The organism is Streptomyces sp. NPDC026589 (assembly GCF_040638385.1).
GTDB lineage: Bacteria > Actinomycetota > Actinomycetes > Streptomycetales > Streptomycetaceae > Streptomyces.
In genome coordinates this window covers 56,351-73,544 of the sequence record NZ_JBEZYG010000005.1, presented here as the reverse complement: position 1 = coordinate 73,544, position 17,194 = coordinate 56,351, and the positions used below count along the sequence as shown (strand labels likewise).

General features: G+C 69.8%; 21 protein-coding genes and 1 pseudogene. 6 read left to right on the top strand and 16 right to left on the bottom strand.

The genetic code is table 11. The features are described from left to right. Positions 1-53: 53 nt before the first annotated feature. The 6 genes from AB0F29_RS10440 to AB0F29_RS10415 form a co-directional block, all read right to left on the bottom strand. The gene (locus tag AB0F29_RS10440; RefSeq protein ID WP_361869724.1) at positions 54-1,283 is read right to left on the bottom strand and encodes an SRPBCC family protein; all 1,230 of its coding nucleotides are present in this window, start codon (positions 1,281-1,283) and stop codon (positions 54-56) included. Then, positions 1,276-1,869: a hypothetical protein gene (locus tag AB0F29_RS10435; protein ID WP_361869722.1), complete on the bottom strand. Its 594-nt coding sequence runs from the start codon at positions 1,867-1,869 to the stop codon at positions 1,276-1,278. Before AB0F29_RS10435 ends, AB0F29_RS10440 begins: the two co-directional genes overlap by 8 nt. 51 nt (positions 1,870-1,920) lie before the next feature. Beyond that, complete coding sequence (locus tag AB0F29_RS10430) at positions 1,921-2,178, bottom strand: gas vesicle protein GvpG (protein ID WP_361869720.1); 258 nt, start codon at positions 2,176-2,178, stop codon at positions 1,921-1,923. A 64-nt stretch (positions 2,179-2,242) separates the two neighbouring features. Continuing rightward, positions 2,243-2,953 carry a GvpL/GvpF family gas vesicle protein gene (locus AB0F29_RS10425; RefSeq protein WP_361869718.1) on the bottom strand — a complete coding sequence of 237 codons (711 nt, stop codon included), beginning with the start codon at positions 2,951-2,953 and terminating at the stop codon, positions 2,243-2,245. A gap of 2 nt (positions 2,954-2,955) precedes the next feature. After that, the gene (locus tag AB0F29_RS10420; RefSeq protein WP_018956599.1) at positions 2,956-3,390 is read right to left on the bottom strand and encodes a gas vesicle structural protein GvpA; all 435 of its coding nucleotides are present in this window, start codon (positions 3,388-3,390) and stop codon (positions 2,956-2,958) included. A gap of 79 nt (positions 3,391-3,469) precedes the next feature. Then, positions 3,470-3,784, bottom strand: a complete 315-nt coding sequence (locus AB0F29_RS10415) for a gas vesicle protein (protein ID WP_361869716.1) — start codon at positions 3,782-3,784, stop codon at positions 3,470-3,472. A gap of 254 nt (positions 3,785-4,038) precedes the next feature. Between AB0F29_RS10415 and AB0F29_RS10410 the strand changes: the two genes are divergently transcribed. Then, positions 4,039-4,326: a GlsB/YeaQ/YmgE family stress response membrane protein gene (locus AB0F29_RS10410; RefSeq protein WP_361869714.1), complete on the top strand. Its 288-nt coding sequence runs from the start codon at positions 4,039-4,041 to the stop codon at positions 4,324-4,326. Positions 4,327-4,447: 121 nt separating this feature from the next. Here the strand turns inward: AB0F29_RS10410 and AB0F29_RS10405 are convergent, their stop codons facing one another. The 4 genes from AB0F29_RS10405 to AB0F29_RS10390 all read right to left on the bottom strand — a co-directional run bounded on the left by AB0F29_RS10405 (position 4,448) and on the right by AB0F29_RS10390 (position 7,876). Continuing rightward, complete coding sequence (locus AB0F29_RS10405; RefSeq protein ID WP_361869712.1) at positions 4,448-4,834, bottom strand: VOC family protein; 387 nt, start codon at positions 4,832-4,834, stop codon at positions 4,448-4,450. 147 nt (positions 4,835-4,981) lie between these two features. Continuing rightward, complete coding sequence (ligD, locus tag AB0F29_RS10400; RefSeq protein ID WP_361869710.1) at positions 4,982-5,944, bottom strand: non-homologous end-joining DNA ligase; 963 nt, start codon at positions 5,942-5,944, stop codon at positions 4,982-4,984. Positions 5,945-5,964: 20 nt separating this feature from the next. Next, the gene (locus AB0F29_RS10395; RefSeq protein ID WP_361869707.1) at positions 5,965-6,960 is read right to left on the bottom strand and encodes a Ku protein; all 996 of its coding nucleotides are present in this window, start codon (positions 6,958-6,960) and stop codon (positions 5,965-5,967) included. 169 nt (positions 6,961-7,129) lie between these two features. Next, complete coding sequence (locus AB0F29_RS10390) at positions 7,130-7,876, bottom strand: phosphotransferase (RefSeq protein WP_361869705.1); 747 nt, start codon at positions 7,874-7,876, stop codon at positions 7,130-7,132. Positions 7,877-8,013: 137 nt separating this feature from the next. Here AB0F29_RS10390 and AB0F29_RS10385 point away from each other — a divergent pair. The 4 genes and pseudogenes from AB0F29_RS10385 to AB0F29_RS10370 form a co-directional block, all read left to right on the top strand. After that, a pseudogene (locus AB0F29_RS10385) lies at positions 8,014-8,190 on the top strand (AraC family transcriptional regulator); the annotation flags it as partial. 191 nt (positions 8,191-8,381) lie between these two features. Next, on the top strand, positions 8,382-8,816 hold the full coding sequence (locus AB0F29_RS10380; RefSeq protein ID WP_361869703.1) for a cupin domain-containing protein: 435 nt from the start codon (positions 8,382-8,384) through the stop codon (positions 8,814-8,816). 358 nt (positions 8,817-9,174) lie between these two features. After that, the gene (gene snpA, locus AB0F29_RS10375) at positions 9,175-9,831 is read left to right on the top strand and encodes a snapalysin (RefSeq protein ID WP_361869700.1); all 657 of its coding nucleotides are present in this window, start codon (positions 9,175-9,177) and stop codon (positions 9,829-9,831) included. A gap of 223 nt (positions 9,832-10,054) precedes the next feature. Further along, positions 10,055-10,618 carry a hypothetical protein gene (locus AB0F29_RS10370; RefSeq protein ID WP_361869697.1) on the top strand — a complete coding sequence of 188 codons (564 nt, stop codon included), beginning with the start codon at positions 10,055-10,057 and terminating at the stop codon, positions 10,616-10,618. 187 nt (positions 10,619-10,805) lie between these two features. Here the strand turns inward: AB0F29_RS10370 and AB0F29_RS10365 are convergent, their stop codons facing one another. Continuing rightward, positions 10,806-11,231 carry a transposase gene (locus tag AB0F29_RS10365; protein ID WP_361869694.1) on the bottom strand — a complete coding sequence of 142 codons (426 nt, stop codon included), beginning with the start codon at positions 11,229-11,231 and terminating at the stop codon, positions 10,806-10,808. Positions 11,232-11,377: 146 nt separating this feature from the next. Here AB0F29_RS10365 and AB0F29_RS10360 point away from each other — a divergent pair, with 146 nt between their 5' ends. Next, positions 11,378-11,755 carry a metalloregulator ArsR/SmtB family transcription factor gene (locus tag AB0F29_RS10360; protein ID WP_361869691.1) on the top strand — a complete coding sequence of 126 codons (378 nt, stop codon included), beginning with the start codon at positions 11,378-11,380 and terminating at the stop codon, positions 11,753-11,755. A gap of 96 nt (positions 11,756-11,851) precedes the next feature. Here the strand turns inward: AB0F29_RS10360 and AB0F29_RS10355 are convergent, their stop codons facing one another. From AB0F29_RS10355 to AB0F29_RS10335, 5 genes are all read right to left on the bottom strand, one after another. Then, positions 11,852-12,787, bottom strand: coding sequence for a GNAT family N-acetyltransferase (locus tag AB0F29_RS10355; protein WP_361869689.1), 936 nt, complete (start codon positions 12,785-12,787; stop codon positions 11,852-11,854). Continuing rightward, on the bottom strand, positions 12,784-15,123 hold the full coding sequence (locus AB0F29_RS10350) for a heavy metal translocating P-type ATPase (protein WP_361869687.1): 2,340 nt from the start codon (positions 15,121-15,123) through the stop codon (positions 12,784-12,786). The genes AB0F29_RS10355 and AB0F29_RS10350 overlap by 4 nt, the downstream gene beginning before the upstream one ends. A 123-nt stretch (positions 15,124-15,246) precedes the next feature. Next, complete coding sequence (locus tag AB0F29_RS10345) at positions 15,247-15,468, bottom strand: heavy metal-associated domain-containing protein (RefSeq protein ID WP_361869685.1); 222 nt, start codon at positions 15,466-15,468, stop codon at positions 15,247-15,249. Continuing rightward, on the bottom strand, positions 15,461-16,657 hold the full coding sequence (locus tag AB0F29_RS10340) for a pyridoxal phosphate-dependent aminotransferase (protein WP_361869682.1): 1,197 nt from the start codon (positions 16,655-16,657) through the stop codon (positions 15,461-15,463). Before AB0F29_RS10340 ends, AB0F29_RS10345 begins: the two co-directional genes overlap by 8 nt. 3 nt (positions 16,658-16,660) lie before the next feature. Continuing rightward, a complete protein-coding gene (locus AB0F29_RS10335; RefSeq protein ID WP_361869680.1) occupies positions 16,661-17,188 on the bottom strand; it encodes a FixH family protein in 528 nt (175 codons plus the stop codon). Between the last annotated feature and the right edge of the window lie 6 nt (positions 17,189-17,194).

Below are 17,194 nucleotides of genomic sequence, written 5' to 3'. Positions count from 1 at the left end.
GGTGTCTCACGCCTTTCCGTACGGTGTCGGTGCGGCTCTGTGCGCGGGCCCGGTCACCGGTCGGCGGTGGCCTGACGGCGTCGGGAGCGCCGGGCCGGCCGCGGCTCCTCTTCCGTCTCCTCTTCCGTCTCCTCGGCCGCGGCTTCGTCGCCCTGGTCCCCGGCGTCCTCGTCGTCTGCGGGCTCCTCCGCCGGTTCGTCCAGCTCGTCCGCCGGCTCTACGTCCTCGTCTTCCTCCTCCTCGTCGCTCTCCTCGTGGTCTTCCTCGTCGCCGAACTCCTCGTCCCGCGGCTCTTCGTCCTGCGGTTCTTCGTCCTGCGGTTCTTCGTCCTCGTACGCGAGGTCGTCGTCCTCGTCAGGGAGCTGCTCGTCCTCGGACGGCTCGTCTTCGGACGGCTCGTCGGGGGCGCCCTCGTCGGATGCGGAGCCCTCGTCGTTCCGGGACTCCTCCTCGTCCAGCGCCTCGTCATGACTGAGGACGACCTCTCCGTCACGGATCTCGCCCCGCCAGCTGTCGGTCGCCTCGCCGCGCATCATGATGAACTTGCGGTAGAGCTTGAGGTCGAGCCGGGCGCGGCGGCCCTGGGCGCGCCAGATGTTGCCGGTCTTCTCGAACAGCCCCTTGGGGAAGTATTCGAGGACCAGCAGGACACGAGTGAGATCGTCGGTGATCGCGTGGAAGGTGACCACGCCCTTGACGGTGCCCTTGGCTCCTTCGGTGGTCCAGGTGATGCGTTCGTCGGGCACCTGCTCGGTGACGTTCGCCTTCCAGCTGCGGGTCGACTTGGCGACCTTCACCTTCCAGTTGCTGGTGGTGTCGTCCGCCTTCTCCACGCTCACGACACCCTTGGCGAACGAGCTGAACTCCTGGAACTGCGTCCACTGGTCGTACGCTTCACGGACCGGCACGCCGACGTCGATGTCCTCGACGATGGTGACGCTCTTGGACTTGCCCCCACCCGACTTGCGCCCCTTGCCGAACAATCCCTTGACCTTGTCCTTGACGGTGTCCTTGAGATGGGAGGCGCCCGCGCTCAGGGCCGCCTGACCGGGTGACTTGCCTTCCCCGAGGGCTTGGCCGCCCTTGGCCAGACTCTTGAGCGCACCGCCCCCGCCGCCCGGCTCAGCGAGCTTGGACACCGAGTCGCCGAGACGGTGTCCCAGCTGGGTCACCGCGTGTTCGGCACGGGCCCGGAGATAGTTCTGCAGTTCGTCCTTGAGGCGGTCGGTGGCCGGGCTCTTGACCACGTCGTCCTTGATACCGCCGAGGGTGGAGTCAGGCATCGTCGCCTCCCCGGGCCTTGCGGGCGCCGGAGGCCGCGGTCTTCCGGGCGGTTCCGCCGCGCTTACGGGCGGGGGCGGACTTGCCCCCGCTCCCGGACCGGCTACCGCCGGACGAGGACCGGTTCCTGGACGCGGGCTTGGAGTCGGACGCGGCGGCGGTCTTCCGGGGAGTGCGCTTGCGCTTCTGGTCCCCGCCCGTGTCCTCGTCCCGGTCCGCCTCGGCTTCGTCGTCGGCTGCTGCCCTGGTCTCGTCGTCCTCCTCGTCGGGCTCCTCCCCGTCGGCCCCTGGAGCGGCCCCCAGTGCTTGGGTGCGCTGCTGCAGGGAGTCGGCCAGACTGCCGGCCCGCTGCGTGACGGCCTTGGTGGCCGCCGTCCGGGTGGCGTCGACCAGTTCCTTGCGCACCTGGTCGTTGAGGGAGCCGAGGACCGGGGAGTCGGCCAGCATCCTGCCGAGCTGCCGCGGGTCGAGGTCGATCTTCTTGCCGAGGAGGAACATCCCGAACCCCAGGGCGAGTTTGGCCTTCTTGGTGCGCCCCAGCAGGTATCCCCCCACCAGAGCCGCGCCTATCTTGGCGTTCTTCGTCATGTGCGATGCACCTCTGCTCTCCCCCCGGATCACGTGTGTCGTGGTTGATGGTCACGGCGTGTGCCGTGCGCTGTTGCGGTACTCCTCGATCTCGTCGAGTTGGTCGAGGAGTTCGTCCTCGCGCCGGTCGAACTCGTCTTCGTCGACAAGGCCGTTGATCAGGTCCTGTTCCAACTGGGCAAGCCGGGCACGTACCGGCTCGGGGTCGTAGTACTCCTCCTCGGCGGCCTGGACGACCTGGTCGAGGACCCAGGCCGTCCCCCGTACGGGAGCCAGCGGCAGGGTCAGGATGGTGCTGATGAGGCCCATGGCTGACAGATCACCTCCGCTCCTGGGGAAGGCCGGACGGGCCCGGGCCGCCGCCCCCCGGCGGTCAGACGAAGCTGTACGGCGGCAGCGGGCCCGTCAACGTGAACGCGTACGCGTCGCCGCGCTGCTCCGCCTCGCGTCGGACCGCTGCCACGAAGGCGTCGGTCTCCGCCCGGGGCACGAGGAAGGACAGGTTGAGGAACTGCTGCGGGGCCGGCTCCGCGTGCGAGCTGCGGGCGGCGACGTCCGCCAGCCGGGCGGCGACGTCCTCCGCCTCCCGCTGGTGGCGGGCGGTCACCTCCCGGGCCACCAGCTCACCCAGGGCGACCCGGTCGTCGTGGCCGCCCTGGGCACGCGTCCGTTCGTTGAGTTCCCGGATGTCGTCGGACTCGGTCATGATCTCCCGCAGGAGGTCTTCCTCGTCGCGGCCGGCCTTGAGGTTGTACTCCACCCGGCCGTCCAGCTCCGCCAGCCGGTCCCCGTACGCGTCGGCCTCCCGGTCGAGGGCCGCGGTGACCTCCTCGTCGCCGGGACCCACCAGACCGAACCTCATCGGCAGGGTCGCGCCACCGGCCATCAGCGTCTCCAGGACGCCCTGATGAGCCATCACATCGCGCCGCTTGGCGCGGAGTCCGGGAGGTGCGTCGCTGACCACGGCGGCCAGCAGGTCGGTGTGCAGGGTGCGCAGCGCGGAGGGCGGGTCGCCCACGCCTCGCAGGCCGTTGAGGGGCAGCGGGTGGTCGGCGCCGGTGATGGCGTAGATGTAGGTGGGCACCGTCACTCCCCGCTTCGCTGGGTCTGGCGGCTGGACGTCGACTTACGGGCCGGGCGCTTGCGCGGCTCTTCCTCGGGCTCCTCGCGCTTGCCCTGCAACGACTCGGTCACCGCCTCCACGGCACCGCTGAGCGCACCCTTGGACTTGCCCTTGGCGCCGTTCTCCGTCATGTCGCCGACCAGGTCCGTGAGCTGGCTCGGCGCCTTGCGTCCGGACTCCAGATCGAGTCGGTTGCAGGCTTCGGCGAACCGCAGGTAGGTATCGACACTCGCGACCACCACCCGGACGTCGATTTTGAGAATTTCGATCCCGACCAGGGAGACGCGTACGAATGCGTCGATAACCAGCCCGCGGTCGAGTATGAGTTCAAGAACGTCGTAGAGATTTCCCGATCCGCTCCCACCGGACGTCGCATTGCTCTGCTGAACGAGTGCCATGGGGAACTCCTTTCGGTGATCTTTGTTACGTCTGATCTTTGTTACGTCTGAGGTCTCATTACGTCTGACGACGTAATTTTCAGCGACGGTCGATCTGGCCCCTGGCGTAGCGGCGCAGTCGCTCGTAGGACAGCAGCGTTCCCCGCGGGTCGAGTTCAACCCGGTAGGAGGCCATCACACTCATGGTGTCCGGCACTCTTTCCAGCTCGACCACTTCCACGTCCGCCGACCAACCGTCCTCGGTTGCCTTCACCGCGGAAACAGAACCCGGCTCGCACTGGAGCAATTCCGTGAGCTGCGCAGAGGCCTGCCTCATGGCGGTAGGAACGTCGACGCGCTTTCCGTCACGCTCTTCATCGGACTTCTCATCGGTCTTCTTCTCGGTGCTCATCATTCACCTGTCGCCGGGGATGACCGCTTGCGATCGGCCTCCGTCGTCCATGGCTGACATTCGCCTGCCCCTGCGCTCCGGACGTATGCACGAACGATGGGGCCGATGGTGGCGAGCCGCCTCCGATGACGCCGGATGCCCCTGTGCGGCGGCGACTTCGGCGCTGTCGTGACGTGTCGGCGAGTCTCGTACCCCGAGAGTCCTCAGCGCCCCTCGGGGTACGCGAAGCGGACACGTCGACCACGAAGGAGCCGGCCATGCACATCTCCGGACTCGTCAGCGCTCTGATCATCGGTGCGGCGGTCGGCCTGCTGGGGCGTCTCGTCCTGCCCGGCCGTCAGCACATCGGCGTCCTGTGGACGCTCGTCGTCGGCATGGCCGCCGCGCTCCTCGGCTCGCTGCTGGCGTCCGTGTTGGGTGTGGGCGACACGCGGGGCGTCGACTGGTCGGAGTGGCTCATCCAGATCGTGCTGGCCGGCCTGGGCGTGGCCGCACTCGACCGCGCCCTCGCCGGAACCGAACGGCGGCCGCGAAAGCGCGCGTGACGTCGGCCGTCAGTACGGGTACGGGGCCCCCAGGGCCGGCCGGTCAGGCCGTCCTCCGGCGGATGCGGCGGCGGATGCGGTCAGGTCGCCCCGCGGATCCGGGGTCAGCTCGTCGCGCCGTTCAGCTCGCGCCGCTGGGTGCGTGGCTCAGGTCCACGACGCAGAAGATGTTGCCGTCCGGGTCGGCCAGGACAACGAAGTCGGGATCGGCCGGGTAGAGGTCCCAGTCGACGCTCCGCGCACCGAGACCGAGCAGTCGCCGGACCTCACTTTGCTGCTCCTCGGCCGAATCCGTGAACAGGTCCAGATGGATACGGGGGCGTGGCTCGGGCGGGGAGTCGCTGCGCAACAGGCCGAGCGCCCGGCCGGAGCCGTCGGCGTGGTCGAGCGTTCGCCACGTTTCGCTCGCCCACGTCTGACTGGCGACCAGGTTCAACGCCGCGCTCCAGAAGGCAACCGCCCGGGGGATGTCGGTGACACCGACGACAGGCATTCCGAGTCTCAGCATAGGGCGAGCGTAACAAGGTGCTCCCGGGCGAACGGTGAACGGCCCTGGTTGTCGGGCCACGGATGGCAGTGGCCGCTGATCTCCCCGGAGTCGAGGCCCGAGGCCGTACGGCGGATGCTCGACGGAGGACCGGCGGCCCCGCGCGGCTCAGCGGAGGTCATCGGGTGTGAGGTCGGGGCGCAGGCGGTGCCAGGAGGGCTGGCGCAGCCGCCCGGCCCTGGTGCGGGTCGTGTAGCGGACCTCTCCGACCAGCCGGGGCTCCACCCACCGGGCCCCGGTCACCGTCGGCCGCTCGGTGAACGGGCAGGTGTCGGTCGCCGCGGCGTGGAGGAGGGCCCCGAGGGTGGTGCGTTCGGCGTCGCTCCAGCCGGTGCCGACGCCGCCGACGTAGCGGAGTCCCCCGCCGGGGTCCGGTCGGCCCATGAGGAGGGCGCCGGGCAGAGAGGTCAGGCGGCCGTGGCCGGGCAGCCAGCCGCCGACGACGATGTCCTCGGTCCGCACGTGCCGGATCTTGATCCACGCCCGGGAGCGGACACCCGGCTCGTAGAGGGAGGTGCGCCGCTTGGCGACGATCCCTTCGAAGCCGGCGGTCCGCGTCATCTCCAGCGCCCGCTGCCCGTGCCCGACGACCGCCGCCGGGGTCGACCACGCGGGCCCGCCCAGGCCCAGGGAGTCCAGGACGGCGCGGCGCTCGGAGTACGGGGTGCGGGTGAGCCGGCTCGTGCCGAGGAACACGACGTCGAAGAGCATCAGGTGCACGGGCGTCTTCGCGGCCATGCGGGCCGCCCTGGCCCCGGAGCCGGCCAGCCCCATCCGGGGCTGCAGCCGCTGGAAGTCGCCGCGCCCCTCGTCGTCCAGGGCGACGATCTCCCCGTCCAGCACGGCGGGGCGGGGGCCCAGCACCGTCCCCAGGCCCGCGAGCTCGGGATAGGCGGGGGTGATGTCGGCGCCGGACCGGGAGCGCAGCCGTACCGAACCGTCGCCGGGCAGGTAGACCATGCACCGCTGCCCGTCCTGCTTCACCTCGTACGCGTACGAGGTGTCCTCCGAGGGCGGGGGCAGCCGCCCGGGGGTCGCGAGCATCGGTGCGATGCGGGGCAGACGCGTCACGGAATCCTCTCGGTCCTCGGTCAGGAGGCGCTCCGCTTCCTCGCCGTGCGTTTGGCGCCGGTCGTCTTCTTCGCCGCGGTCGTCTTCTTGGCGCCCGCCTTCTGGCCGGTGGCCTTCCTGGACGCCGCCGTCTTCCGGCCGGCGGCCGGCTTCCCGGACGAGGCCGTCTTCGTCGATGCGGTCTTCTTCCGGGGCCGCATCTCGTGCACCGTGGCCTCCCCGCCCCCGTCCTCCCCGCGGCTTTCCTTCGCCGCCTCGACCGACGCGTTCAGCGCGGCCATCAGATCCACGACCTTGCCCTCCTCCTGCTCCTCGCCCTCGGCGGGCTCCGGAAGCTCCTTGCCCTCCGACTTCGCCGTGAGCAGCTCCTCCAGGGCGTCCCGGTAGGTGTCCCGGAACCCGGCGATGCTGTCCAGAGCCATGGAGTCGGTCAGCTGGACGGCCCGCTCGATCTCGTCGTCGTCCAGCTCCACCTCTCGCGGGGCCAGGGACTCGGGGCTGCGGATCTCGTCCGGCCAGCGCATCGAGTGCAGCACGATCGCGCCTTCCCTGACCCGCAGCAGCCCCAGCCGCTCGCGGTTGTGCCAGGCGAATTTCGCGACGGCCACCTTGTCCGAGCGCTCCAGCGCCCGGCGCAGCAGGGTGTAGGGCTTCTCGGCGACCTTGCCGTCGATCGCGAGGTAGTAGGAGTCGCTGATCCGGATCGGGTCGACGCTGTCGGCGTCCACGAAAGCGACGATCTCGATGGCTTTCGCGGTGGGCAGCGGAATCCGGTCCAGTTCCTCATCGGTGATCGGCACCGTCTGCTCCTTGGAGAGCTCGTAGCCCTTGCCGATCTCGTCCTGCGACAGTGCTTCGCCGTCCAGCTCGCAGACCTTCCGGGTGCGCACCCGCCCGAGATCCTCCAGGTGGACCTGGCGGAAGTGGATCGAGTGGTCCTGGGTCGCGGAGACGACCTTCACCGGGATGGTGACCAGGCCGAAGCTGATCGCACCGGTCCACAAAGGCCTCGGCATGCCTACCTCCATCCCCGCCACGGCTGAGTCTCCGTGCGGGCTCTCACGGTCCCCACCACATTCTCGGCACCATTCGTATCCCGGCGCCATTCGTGGTGCCGCGTCGGGAGCCGTAGCGGCGTAGGCGGCGGCCTTGTCGTTCCTCTCCGCGGCGAGGAAGCCGATCGCCTCACATCCGGGATCTCAGCACGTCGACCTCACAGCCCGGCGCGAACGGGTCGAAGCCGTGCTCGATCAGCCAGCGAACTGCCAGCAGGCTTCGCAACGACCACCACGCGTGGATCACGTCGAGGTCGATGTCGGTGCCGTAGCCGGCGAGGACGTCGTCGAGGTGCTTCTCGTGTCCGAGCGTGAAGGTGGCGAGGTCGTACAGGGCATCACCCCGACCCGCCTCGGACCAGTCGATGATGCCCGTGACCTCGTCGCTGTCGAGGAAGACGTGCGCGATCTGCAGGTCACCGTGCGTGAACGCCGGGGTCCACGGCCGGAGCGCGGCCTCGGCGACCCGGCGGTTGTGGGTGACCAGGTCAGTGGGCAGGAGGCCGCTCGTCACGAGCGACGCGCACTCGTCGTCGAGTTCCGCCGCCAGCGCGACGGCGCTCCTCCCGGCCCGACCGGGCCAGGGCGGCGGCGGCGCGTCGTGCAGCTTCCGGATGGCGGCGCCCGCCGCGGCCCACGCCGACGACGCCCCGGTCGACGGCCCGCCGAGACGCCCGATCGTTGTTCCCGGGAGTGCGGCGATCGCGAGCACGGGCGGCTTGCGCCACAGGACCTCCGGGGTCGGAACCGGCGCGAGGGACATCGCCTCGACCTCGACGTCGATACGCGCCTGATCGGCGTCCACCTTCAGGAACACGTCGCCGACGCGCAGAGTCGCGCGCTCGGCGTGGGCGACGACGACTTCGACCTCTTCCATGGGCGACCAGTATCCCGGGGATGGTCGCCGATGTCGCCCGGATACGAGTTCCAACGGGCGTGATCAGTCTCCGGAGAACCCGCGACAGTCGAACACGAGAGCCCACCGGCAGACCGCCGGTTCCTACACTGACGAGGGTGGAGGACGACAGGGCTACGAGGGTCGATTCGCGTCCGGCGCCCGCCTTGCGGCGATACGTCAGCTCATATGTCGGTTTCGACCTTCGTGGGTTCCCGGCGGGGGTGCACTGCGGTCCGCCGGGCCGCGCGCTCACCGCGGTGATCAGCCTGTCCGACCCTCTGGAGGTGGCGGCCCTCTCCGGCCACGCCGACCTGGCCCATCTCGTCCGGGACTGGGGGGATTTCACGGGCCGGTCGCCGACAGCCTGGCGTCGCGGCGAAGTCCTCCTCGGGACCGGGTAGTCGTCGGCCGGCTGCCCGTCGCGCCGGCTCCCGTTCCCTTTCCTTCAAGACCACCCGATGGCCGTCCTGTGGCGATCGCCGGCATGAGACTCATCAACCACGAACGCAACGCCATCGACCTGCGGACCACCCCCGTGCACCTCGGGCTGGGCTCAAGTGCCCAACCCGTCGAGGGCTTCGCCTGGGGCCCGGAGGTGCTCCAGGCCTACAGCGCCGCGGTCGCGGCGGACGGCGCCGAGGGCCGGACCGTGGCGATCTTCGACGGCGACGGCCCCGGCGACCACTGGGAGCGCCACCCCGCCGGCGACGAACTGGTCGTCTGCCTCAGCGGGTCGGTGACGGTCACCCGCGACGTGGACGGAGTGCCCGACCGCGTTGCGCTCCGGCCGGGCGAGGCCACCGTCAACCCGGCCGGGGCGTGGCACGCGGTCGACATGGCGGGGCCCGCGTCCATCCTGACCATCACCGCCGGCCTCGGCACCGACCACCGTCCCCGGTCCGACATCCGCCCGATCTAGGCCCTGTCGTCAAACGCCCATCGGCGCAGCCGTTTCCCTCCGCGGCAACGGAACGGTCCGAGATAACGAGTGGTGCCGCTCCCCGCGCCCGTCGTGATCGTCGGCCCGGTCACTGGCACGGCGTCGGGGCGGCGGAGAGCGGGCCCGGGGCCTCCTCGGCCACGTGGCGGCCTTGAGCCGATGTCATGGTGGCGCGCCCCTGGCCGGAGGACGGGGGATAGGGCGGTGTCATCGCGAGTTGGCATCATTCCCGGCAGGTGTCCGCTCCCCCACACTCTCCCCGTACCGTCCCGCGCCCCGTCCGTTCAGCGGACAAACTCCAGGGCGCGGCTTCATCGGACAGTAGGAGAAATCCCCCATGAGACACGTCCCGACCGCCATCGCCTCCGCCCTTGTCGGCCTCGGCCTGGTTGCCGCGCTGGGTTCAGCTCCCGCGGCCTCCGCCGCTCCTGCTCCTGCCACCTCCACCCCAGCCGGCATCGCCGCGTACAACGGTTCGGGCGAGAACGCCGCCGCGAACCGGGCCTTCTTCGACGCGGTCATGAAGTCGGTCGCCGAGAAGCGGGCCGCCAACCCGGGAACCCAGGCCGTCACGGTCACGTACAGCGCGGCCTACGCCCCGAGCTTCCGCACCCAGATAGCCAACAGCACCCGGATCTGGAACAGCTCGGTCTCCAACGTCCGGCTTCAGGAAGGCTCCAGGGCCGACTTCACGTACCGCGAAGGAAACGATCCGCGCGGATCGTACGCCTCGACCGACGGACACGGCCGTGGCTTCATCTTCCTGGACTACCGGCAGAACCAGCAGTACGACTCGACCCGCGTCACCACGCACGAGACCGGACATGTGCTCGGCCTGCCGGACAACTACTCCGGGCCGTGCAGCCAGTTGATGTCCGGCGGCGGCCCCGGCCCGTCCTGCACCAACGCCCAGCCGGACGCCAACGAGCGGGCCCGGGTGAACCAGCTCTGGCAGAACGGCCTCGCGGCCGCGCCGGCCGGTGCCGCCTCCTGACCGGGAACTGATCGCTGCACCATGAGTGGAGGGCCGTTCCGGACGGCGAGCGGCCCTCCGCACTGAGCCCGCGGCAGATCCCGCCGGTTCAGGTTCGGTGCTGCACCCGGTGAGGGTGAGCAGCGCTGCCGTGAGCGCGGTGGTGATGGTGGTGGTGCGGGTGCGCAATGGTCCTCCCGGGGCCCGGCAGCGCCGCGTAGGCCTGCGGCAGTACGGTCCATCCATGAACTGGGGATACGCGCGGTCGTGGACCGCAACGCTGGGTTGGGGGGACTGGCCCGCATGGTTGGCCTGGCTGGTCGCCGTGGTCGCGCTGGTCATCAGCCTCAGGGCGCAGCGGGACGGTCGACGTTCCGCGAACGCGGCCGAGAAGTCGGTCACCGCCGCTGAAGCTTCGGTGGAGGAGGCGCGGTTGTCGCGCCTCGCTTCGGAACGGTCGGCCACGGTGGCCGAGGAGACGCTGGCCGATCAGCGACGCGAGGCGGCGGACCGGCGTGCGGCGGAGGAAGAGGCGTCCCGCCCGCGGGTGGACCTACGCGTCGAGTACAGCGGTGGCAGCATGTTTCTGCTGTTCAACCAAGGCGCTGCCCGCGCTGAGAACATCCGCGCGGTGGGAGAGTACCCGGCGATGAGGCCCTGGCCGGCCGGACTGTCGCTGGGCGAGAACGAGCCGCACACGTTCATGATGGCTGGCGACTACGCAGATCCCGTCCCAGCCGTGATCAAGGTGGTGTGGGACGGCCAGGACGAACCGGTGTCCCTCCGGGTGCCGCAGAACGACGCCTGATGACCCCAGGTCCTGTCGTCGGACCGCCGTCGTCGCCCGGAGGGCGGCCCCGCGAAGGTCAGGCGCGTGCTCTCGGTGTGCCAGGCGCACGTCCTCGTACGGGACGCACTCGGGCTTGTGCCCGGTACGCGAGAACACGTGCGTGGCGCCGGGACGACGGGCCTTGACCCCGAATCCTGGACACGGGTTATGCGGCTGGTGCCAGCGTAGTTGGTGTCACGTGAAAGACATTCTCGAAGGCGATTGGCGATCGTTGTCCGAGGCGGGAGTGCCGGCGGCGGGTGTTGTAGCGGTGGAGCCATCGGAAGGCGTCGAGTCGGGCCTCGCGCTCGGTCGGCCAGCTCTTTCGCCCTTGCGGGGTCTCGCGTTCCTCGTCGAGCTCGCGGACCTTCTTCCGCAGAGCCGCGTTCTCCGCCTCCAGCGGGACCGGCGGCTGGGCCGGTTCCCGCGTCCGGCGCCCCCAGGGCCGACTCGTTCCGGCCGCCCGGACCCAGTTCCGCAAGGTCTCCGGATTGATCCCCAGATCGGCGGCGACCGACCTGATCGCCGCGTCGGGCCGCGACTCGTACAGCGCGACCAGGTCCGCCCTGAACTCCGGCGGGTAGTTCTTCATGACCACGAGATGTCCGTTCTCAGATCCTCAGGATCCAGTGTCTCGTGTGGCCGACATCAGGGGTCAAGGCCCATCCAGGAAACAGTGCCCAAGCCGGTCAGCACCTGCCACTGCCACTCTGATTAGAGATATGTCAATATAGGGCTATGAACAGGACGAGAGCATTGTCCACGACCCCGTTCGTCGACGACCGCACGGTGGAGTCGTGCTGTCCACCGCTCTCCGAGCGTCCCCTGAACAGCGAAGAGGCCGAAGCAGCCGCTGAGCTCTTCAAGGCGCTCGGCGATCCGATCCGCCTGCGCCTCCTGTCAGCCATCGCGTCGCACAAGGACGGCGAGGCCTGTGTTTGCGATGTGTCCAACGTCGGAGTCTCCCAACCGACGGTCTCTCACCACCTCAGGAGGCTGAGGGAGGCAGGGCTGTTGATCTCGGAGCGCCGGGGCACCTGGATCTACTACCGGGCCGATCCGGCAACGTTCGCAGCGATGGGACGCATACTTTCCGCAGCATCAGCAAAGGCGTGACCCGGCCGCCGGTGGACTCCGACTTCGGCCGACCGCGAGCCCCAGCCGCCGCTCATCGGGCAGGGGCGCCGCGCAACGTCGTACGACATGCCCGACTCACGCGGGCGGACGGACTTCATGCAGAGTCAACCCTGCCAGCCCAGCTCCTCGGAAGGGACGGGGGTCCACCTCCCGGGCGCTGAACAGATTGCCCAGCAGCGGCGCCGATACAGCCGCTTCCTCCCCGTCCACAGCGGCGTAGGAGAGCAGGAGCGCGGGATCGGACAGGGCGGTGAAGCCAACCACTCGGTCGGCCTGGTGAGAACCGGTACCGGGCTCCACCAACTGGCCGGGCACTGCCGTGAAGCCGAGCCTCGACTTGAAGCTGAACAACCCCGCGTTGCCCAGGTGCCCGTACAGGTTGACGTCCCGGCCGAGCGTCGCCCAGCGCCTCCCCCTCAGCCGTGCTTCTCGCATCGTCTCCCAGTAGAGGACCCGGGAGAGACTGTCGCTCCGCTGTCCCGGTGTCACGGCCGAGAAGCGCGCACGCATCTCCTGACGCTCCGGCAGGTCCTGACCCAGGCAGGCTCCCACCAAGGTGCTGTCGCTGCGGACCGTGACCGCACAGTAGGTATGGGCCTCGTCGAGGATGTCGGCACGCTGATGGACGGCGACTGCCCACCCGTGTCTCATGCCGGCGACCTGTCGCTCGTACAGCTCGATGAACTGATCGAGCAGTTCGGGGGTCAGTGTCTCGGTACGGATCAGGAGGCCCGCCTCGCCCGCCCGCCTGTAGGCGGAGCGGATGTCGTAGCGGTCCTTCCCGGAAAGGGCGGCGAGGTAGGTGTCTTCCGACTCCTGTACCTCGGCGCGCCACATGATCACCTGAGGTTTCGGGTGGAATCCCGCCTCCCTCAGCCATGGCCATGCGTGGTGGGGCGGGTCCTGCACCCTGACCACATCCACCAGGTGCTCGTGGTCACGCCACTCGCCGCTCATGGCCTGATCGACGTCGACGAGGGCCACCGGCAGCCCCAGGGAGTGAACGATCACGAGACACCCGCGAGGTCCCGGGGAGAGGCCGGCGCCGTAGCCGCTCTCGTCCTGGAGCGGCGGGCGTCCGTCTGCGACGATGACGTGAAGCGGCGCAGCCGCAGGCTGTTCGTCACCACGAAGATGCTGGACAGCACCATGGCCGCCGCGGCGATCATCGGGTTGAGGACGCCTGACGCGGCGAGGGGAATGCCCGCCAGGTTGTAGATGAAGGCCCAGAACAGATTGCCCTTGATCGTCCCGAGGGTACGCCGGGACAGGCGTACGGCGTCGGCGGCGTCCCGCAGGTCGCCGCGGACCAGGGTGATATCGCTCGCCTCGATGGCCGCGTCGGTTCCCCCTCCGATGGCGATGCCCAGGTCCGCCTGTGCGAGGGCGGCGGCGTCGTTGATGCCGTCGCCCACCATGGCTACGGTGCGGCCTTCCTCCTGGAGGCGGCGGACGACGGCCGCCTTGTCCTGGGGAAGCACCTCGGCGTGGACGTCGGTGATGCCCATGTCGTCGGCGATGCGCCGGGCCGCCCCGGTGGTGTCACCGGTGAGGAGTACGGGCGTCAGCCCGAGCCGTCGCATTTCGTCGATCGCCCGACGGCTGGTGGGCTTGGCCTCGTCGGCGACGAAGAGGAGTCCGCGCACCTCGTCGTCCCAACCGACCGCCACCGCTGTCCGGCCGCTGTTCTCCAGATCGTCCAAGCTCTTCCGCAGGCCGTCCGGCATCTCCATGCGCTCGCCGACCCAGCTCGGCCGGCCGACCACCACGTCGCGCTCCCCCACGCGGCCCACCACGCCGAAGCCGGCACTGGCGCGGAATGCGTCGACCTTGGGCAGCACGGGTGCCACCTCGGCGGCCGCGGCGGTCACCGCCGTCGCGATGGGGTGTTCGGAAGCCTGCTCCAGGGCGGCCGCGAGCGTGAGCAGTTCATCGCGGTCCGTTTCCTCCGCGTATGCCGTCGCGACGAGCCGCATCCGGCCCGTCGTCACGGTGCCGGTCTTGTCCAGGACGACGGTGTCGATACGCCGGGTCGATTCAAGAATGTGAGGTCCCCGGATGACGATGCCCAGTTGTGCGCCACGTCCGGTACCCACGAGCAGAGCAGTGGGGGTGGCAAGCCCGAGGGAACAGGGGCAGGCCACCACCAGCACGGCGACCGAGGCGGTGAGCGCGGCGGCCGCGCCTCCGCCGTTCCCGATCCAGAATCCGGCGACCGTCACGGCGATGCCGATGACGACGGGGACGAACACGGCCGCGATCCGGTCGGCAAGCCGCTGAACGGGGGCTTTGCCCGCCTGGGCCTCGGAGACCAGTCGGCTGATGTGGGCGAGCTGGGTGTCGGCCCCCACGCGTTCCGCGCGGACCACGAGGCGACCGCTGGTGTTGACGGTGGCTCCGGTGACGGCGTCGCCCTCGGCCACTTCCTGGGGCACGCTCTCACCGGTCAGCATGGATACGTCCACGGCCGAGGCCCCTTCGACGACGCTGCCGTCGGTGGCGATCTTCTCGCCAGGGCGGACCAGGAAGAGGTCCCCGACGCGCAGCTCGCCTACGGGGATGCCGACCTCCTGACCGGCCCTCAGGACGGTGACCTCCTTGGCGCCGAGTTCGAGCAGCGCCCGCACCGCGCTTCCCGCCCTCCGTTTGGCCCGGTGCTCCGCGTACCGGCCCACCAGGACGAAGAGGGTCAAGGAGGTGGAGACTTCGAGGTAGATGTGGTGCGAGCCCTGCCCCGGCGTCGGGACCATGAGGAACGGCATCTGCATGCCGGTGACCCCGGCATAGCCGAAGAAGAGGGCGTACAGCGACCAGCCGAAGGAAGCGAGCACTCCGATGGAGACCAGGGAATCCATGGTTCCGGCGGCCTGACGGAGGTTCTTCCAGGCCGCGGTGTGGAAGGGCCAGGCACCCCAGACGGCGACGGGAGCCGCGAGCGTGAGGGACAGCCACTGCCAGTGGTCGAACTGCAGAGGCATGACCATGGCCATGGCCATGACCGGCAGCGTGAGGGCGAGGCATACGAGGATGCGCAGCCGCATGGCGGACAGTTCACGGTCAGCGGCCTCGTCCGCCGATTCGCCGGGTCCCGTCGGCGGGGTCGCGGCCTCGGGCGGCGGGGGCAGCACAGCGCTATACCCCATCTTGCTGACCGTGTCGATCAGTTCGTCGACGGTGTGACGGTCGTCGAAACTGACATGAGCGCGCTCCAGGGCGAAGTTGACCTCAGCCGTCACGCCCTCGAGTCGGTTGAGCTTGCGTTCGATGCGGGCCGAGCAGGCCCCGCAGGTCATGCCGCCGATATCGAGCGTGACTACGGCTGGTGCCGTCGTGGCAGTGCCGGCCATGACTGCGGTCTCCTTCGGTAGGGCTGTCGGGTTAGAGCGGTGGCAGGGCTCTGCCGAGCAGCCAGGCCAGGCCGAAACCTCCGACGAGGACGGCGGCGTAGAGGGAGAGCCGGATGGAGGGGCTCACGCCGCCGTTCCCGCGAACTCGTATCCGGTGCGCTCCACGGCCGACCGGACGGCCTCGGGGGTGACGTCGTTCGGGGAGGTCACGGTCACTCGGCCACTCTTGTGGTCGACCGTCACCGTGGTGTCCTCACCGAGGTCGGTCTCGATGGCCGTACGGATGCGCTTGGCGCATCCTCCACACGTCATCCCGCGGACTTCGAAGATGGTGGCCTTATCCATGGGGTACTCCAGTTCCGGTGGACTTCAGATAGGTACCGATGCGGTCGAGGGCGCGGACGATGTCCTCGGTGGCGACCCCGTACGACAACCGGACGTGGTCCGGGGCCGCGAAGTCGTTGCCGGGCATGACCGCGACGCCCGCGTGTTCCAGAAGGCCTCGGGCGACGCTGCCGGCGTCGTCGCCCGGCCGTGCGCGGAGGGCGCTGATGTCGGCGAAGACGAAGAATCCTCCCTGGGGCCGCGCCGTCAGCCGGATGGGCGGCAGGTTGAGGATCCCGTCGCGCATGATCGTGCGCCGGGTGCTCAACTCTGCTGCTCGTCTGGTGAGTTCTGTCTCGGTGCCGTCGGTCAGCGCGGCGAGCGCGGCGTACTGCGAGATCGAGGAGGGTGCGGAGCTGGTGTGACCCTGCACCGCCGTGAGGGCGGCGGCGACGGGCAGGGGTGCCGCCGCGAATCCGATACGCCATCCCGTCATCGCGTACGTCTTGGAGAAGCCGCCGATCGTGACGGTCCGTTCGGCGATCGCCGGGCCGAGCGAGGCGACGCTGGTGAAGGACGCACCGGCGTGGACCAGGTCCCCGTATATCTCGTCGGTCACGATGATCAGCCCGTGCTCCACGGCCATCCGGGCAAGGGCCAGGAGTTCGGAGCGTTCGTAGACCACGCCCGTGGGGTTGGACGGGTTGTTGAGCAGCAGAACTCTGGACCGTGGAGTCAGGTGGGCCCGGAGCGCTTCGGGGGTGAGCTTGAAGCCGGTGTCAGCGGTCGGGACCGTCACCGGCAACGCACCTGCGAGAGCGATCATGTGGGGAAAGCTGACCCAGTGAGGGGCCGGGAGGATCACCTCGTCGCCGGGCTCGCACAGGACGGTGAAGACCTGGGCGAGCGCCTGCTTGGCGCCGTTCGTCGTGACGATCTGCGCCGCGTCGTAGGAGCAGCCCCAGTGCTCCGAGAGGCGCCGGGCTATGGCCTCCCTGAGAGGCCGCACACCGGCGACCGGCGTGTACCGGGTAAGGCCTTCGGCGATGGCCCGCCGAGCGCCGTCAGCCGCCTGTTCCGGGGTGGGGAAGTCGAGTTCGCCGCCGGTGAGGTTGATGATGTCGGCGCCGCCGGCGATGCGGGCCTTGATCTCGGCGTCCAGGGCCGCGGTGCTGGACGCGGGCAGCGATCGTACCCGGCTGCTCAGCACCGATCAGTCCTTCGCCGTCAGGTTGAACGCGGTGGTGGACGCTTCACCCGACGCGGGAGTGACGGTGACGGTGATCCGCCAGTCACCCGCCATCCCCAGGACGAGCTTGGCTTCATAGCCGTCACCCTTGGGGCGTGCCGTCTGATTCCCGCCCTTCATCTTCATGTTGGGCATTTCGGGGTTGATCTCGACCTTGGCGCCCGGTACCGCCTTGCCGTCGGCGTCCTTCACCGCGATACCGGCCGTCCCGGCCGTTCCCCCGCCGGTGGGCGGGCAGGGGGCCACGGTGACCGTGACCTCCAGGCCCGCGTCGGACCTGGTCGCCCGGCAGTTCTCGTCCAGGTCTCCGGCGGGAGCCGATCCGCCGGCGGCGTCCGTGGTGCCGCCGCAGCCGGTCAGGACCGCGGCGAGCAGGAACACGGTCGCGGTGGCGGCCCGGCGCGCGGCCCCCCGGGTGGTGCGGGGCCCGGCCGGGTACGCCGCTTTCGTGGCCTCTCCGTCAGGCTGGTGGGGGGCCGTGCGCCAGGTCATGTGTCC

Excerpts from the sequence above, each read along its gene's own strand:
- AB0F29_RS10440 (WP_361869724.1), bottom strand. The coding sequence starts at position 1,283 with ATGCCTGACTCCACCCTCGGCGGTATCAAGGACGACGTGGTCAAGAGC.
- AB0F29_RS10435 (WP_361869722.1), bottom strand. The coding sequence starts at position 1,869 with ATGACGAAGAACGCCAAGATAGGCGCGGCTCTGGTGGGGGGATACCTG.
- AB0F29_RS10430 (WP_361869720.1), bottom strand. The coding sequence starts at position 2,178 with ATGGGCCTCATCAGCACCATCCTGACCCTGCCGCTGGCTCCCGTACGG.
- AB0F29_RS10420 (WP_018956599.1), bottom strand. The coding sequence starts at position 3,390 with ATGGCACTCGTTCAGCAGAGCAATGCGACGTCCGGTGGGAGCGGATCG.
- AB0F29_RS10415 (WP_361869716.1), bottom strand. The coding sequence starts at position 3,784 with ATGATGAGCACCGAGAAGAAGACCGATGAGAAGTCCGATGAAGAGCGT.
- AB0F29_RS10410 (WP_361869714.1), top strand. The coding sequence starts at position 4,039 with ATGCACATCTCCGGACTCGTCAGCGCTCTGATCATCGGTGCGGCGGTC.
- AB0F29_RS10405 (WP_361869712.1), bottom strand. The coding sequence starts at position 4,834 with ATGCTGAGACTCGGAATGCCTGTCGTCGGTGTCACCGACATCCCCCGG.
- AB0F29_RS10395 (WP_361869707.1), bottom strand. The coding sequence starts at position 6,960 with ATGCCGAGGCCTTTGTGGACCGGTGCGATCAGCTTCGGCCTGGTCACC.
- AB0F29_RS10390 (WP_361869705.1), bottom strand. The coding sequence starts at position 7,876 with ATGGAAGAGGTCGAAGTCGTCGTCGCCCACGCCGAGCGCGCGACTCTG.
- AB0F29_RS10380 (WP_361869703.1), top strand. The coding sequence starts at position 8,382 with ATGAGACTCATCAACCACGAACGCAACGCCATCGACCTGCGGACCACC.
- snpA (WP_361869700.1), top strand. The coding sequence starts at position 9,175 with ATGAGACACGTCCCGACCGCCATCGCCTCCGCCCTTGTCGGCCTCGGC.
- AB0F29_RS10370 (WP_361869697.1), top strand. The coding sequence starts at position 10,055 with ATGAACTGGGGATACGCGCGGTCGTGGACCGCAACGCTGGGTTGGGGG.
- AB0F29_RS10365 (WP_361869694.1), bottom strand. The coding sequence starts at position 11,231 with ATGAAGAACTACCCGCCGGAGTTCAGGGCGGACCTGGTCGCGCTGTAC.
- AB0F29_RS10360 (WP_361869691.1), top strand. The coding sequence starts at position 11,378 with ATGAACAGGACGAGAGCATTGTCCACGACCCCGTTCGTCGACGACCGC.
- AB0F29_RS10350 (WP_361869687.1), bottom strand. The coding sequence starts at position 15,123 with ATGGCCGGCACTGCCACGACGGCACCAGCCGTAGTCACGCTCGATATC.
- AB0F29_RS10345 (WP_361869685.1), bottom strand. The coding sequence starts at position 15,468 with ATGGATAAGGCCACCATCTTCGAAGTCCGCGGGATGACGTGTGGAGGA.
- AB0F29_RS10335 (WP_361869680.1), bottom strand. The coding sequence starts at position 17,188 with ATGACCTGGCGCACGGCCCCCCACCAGCCTGACGGAGAGGCCACGAAA.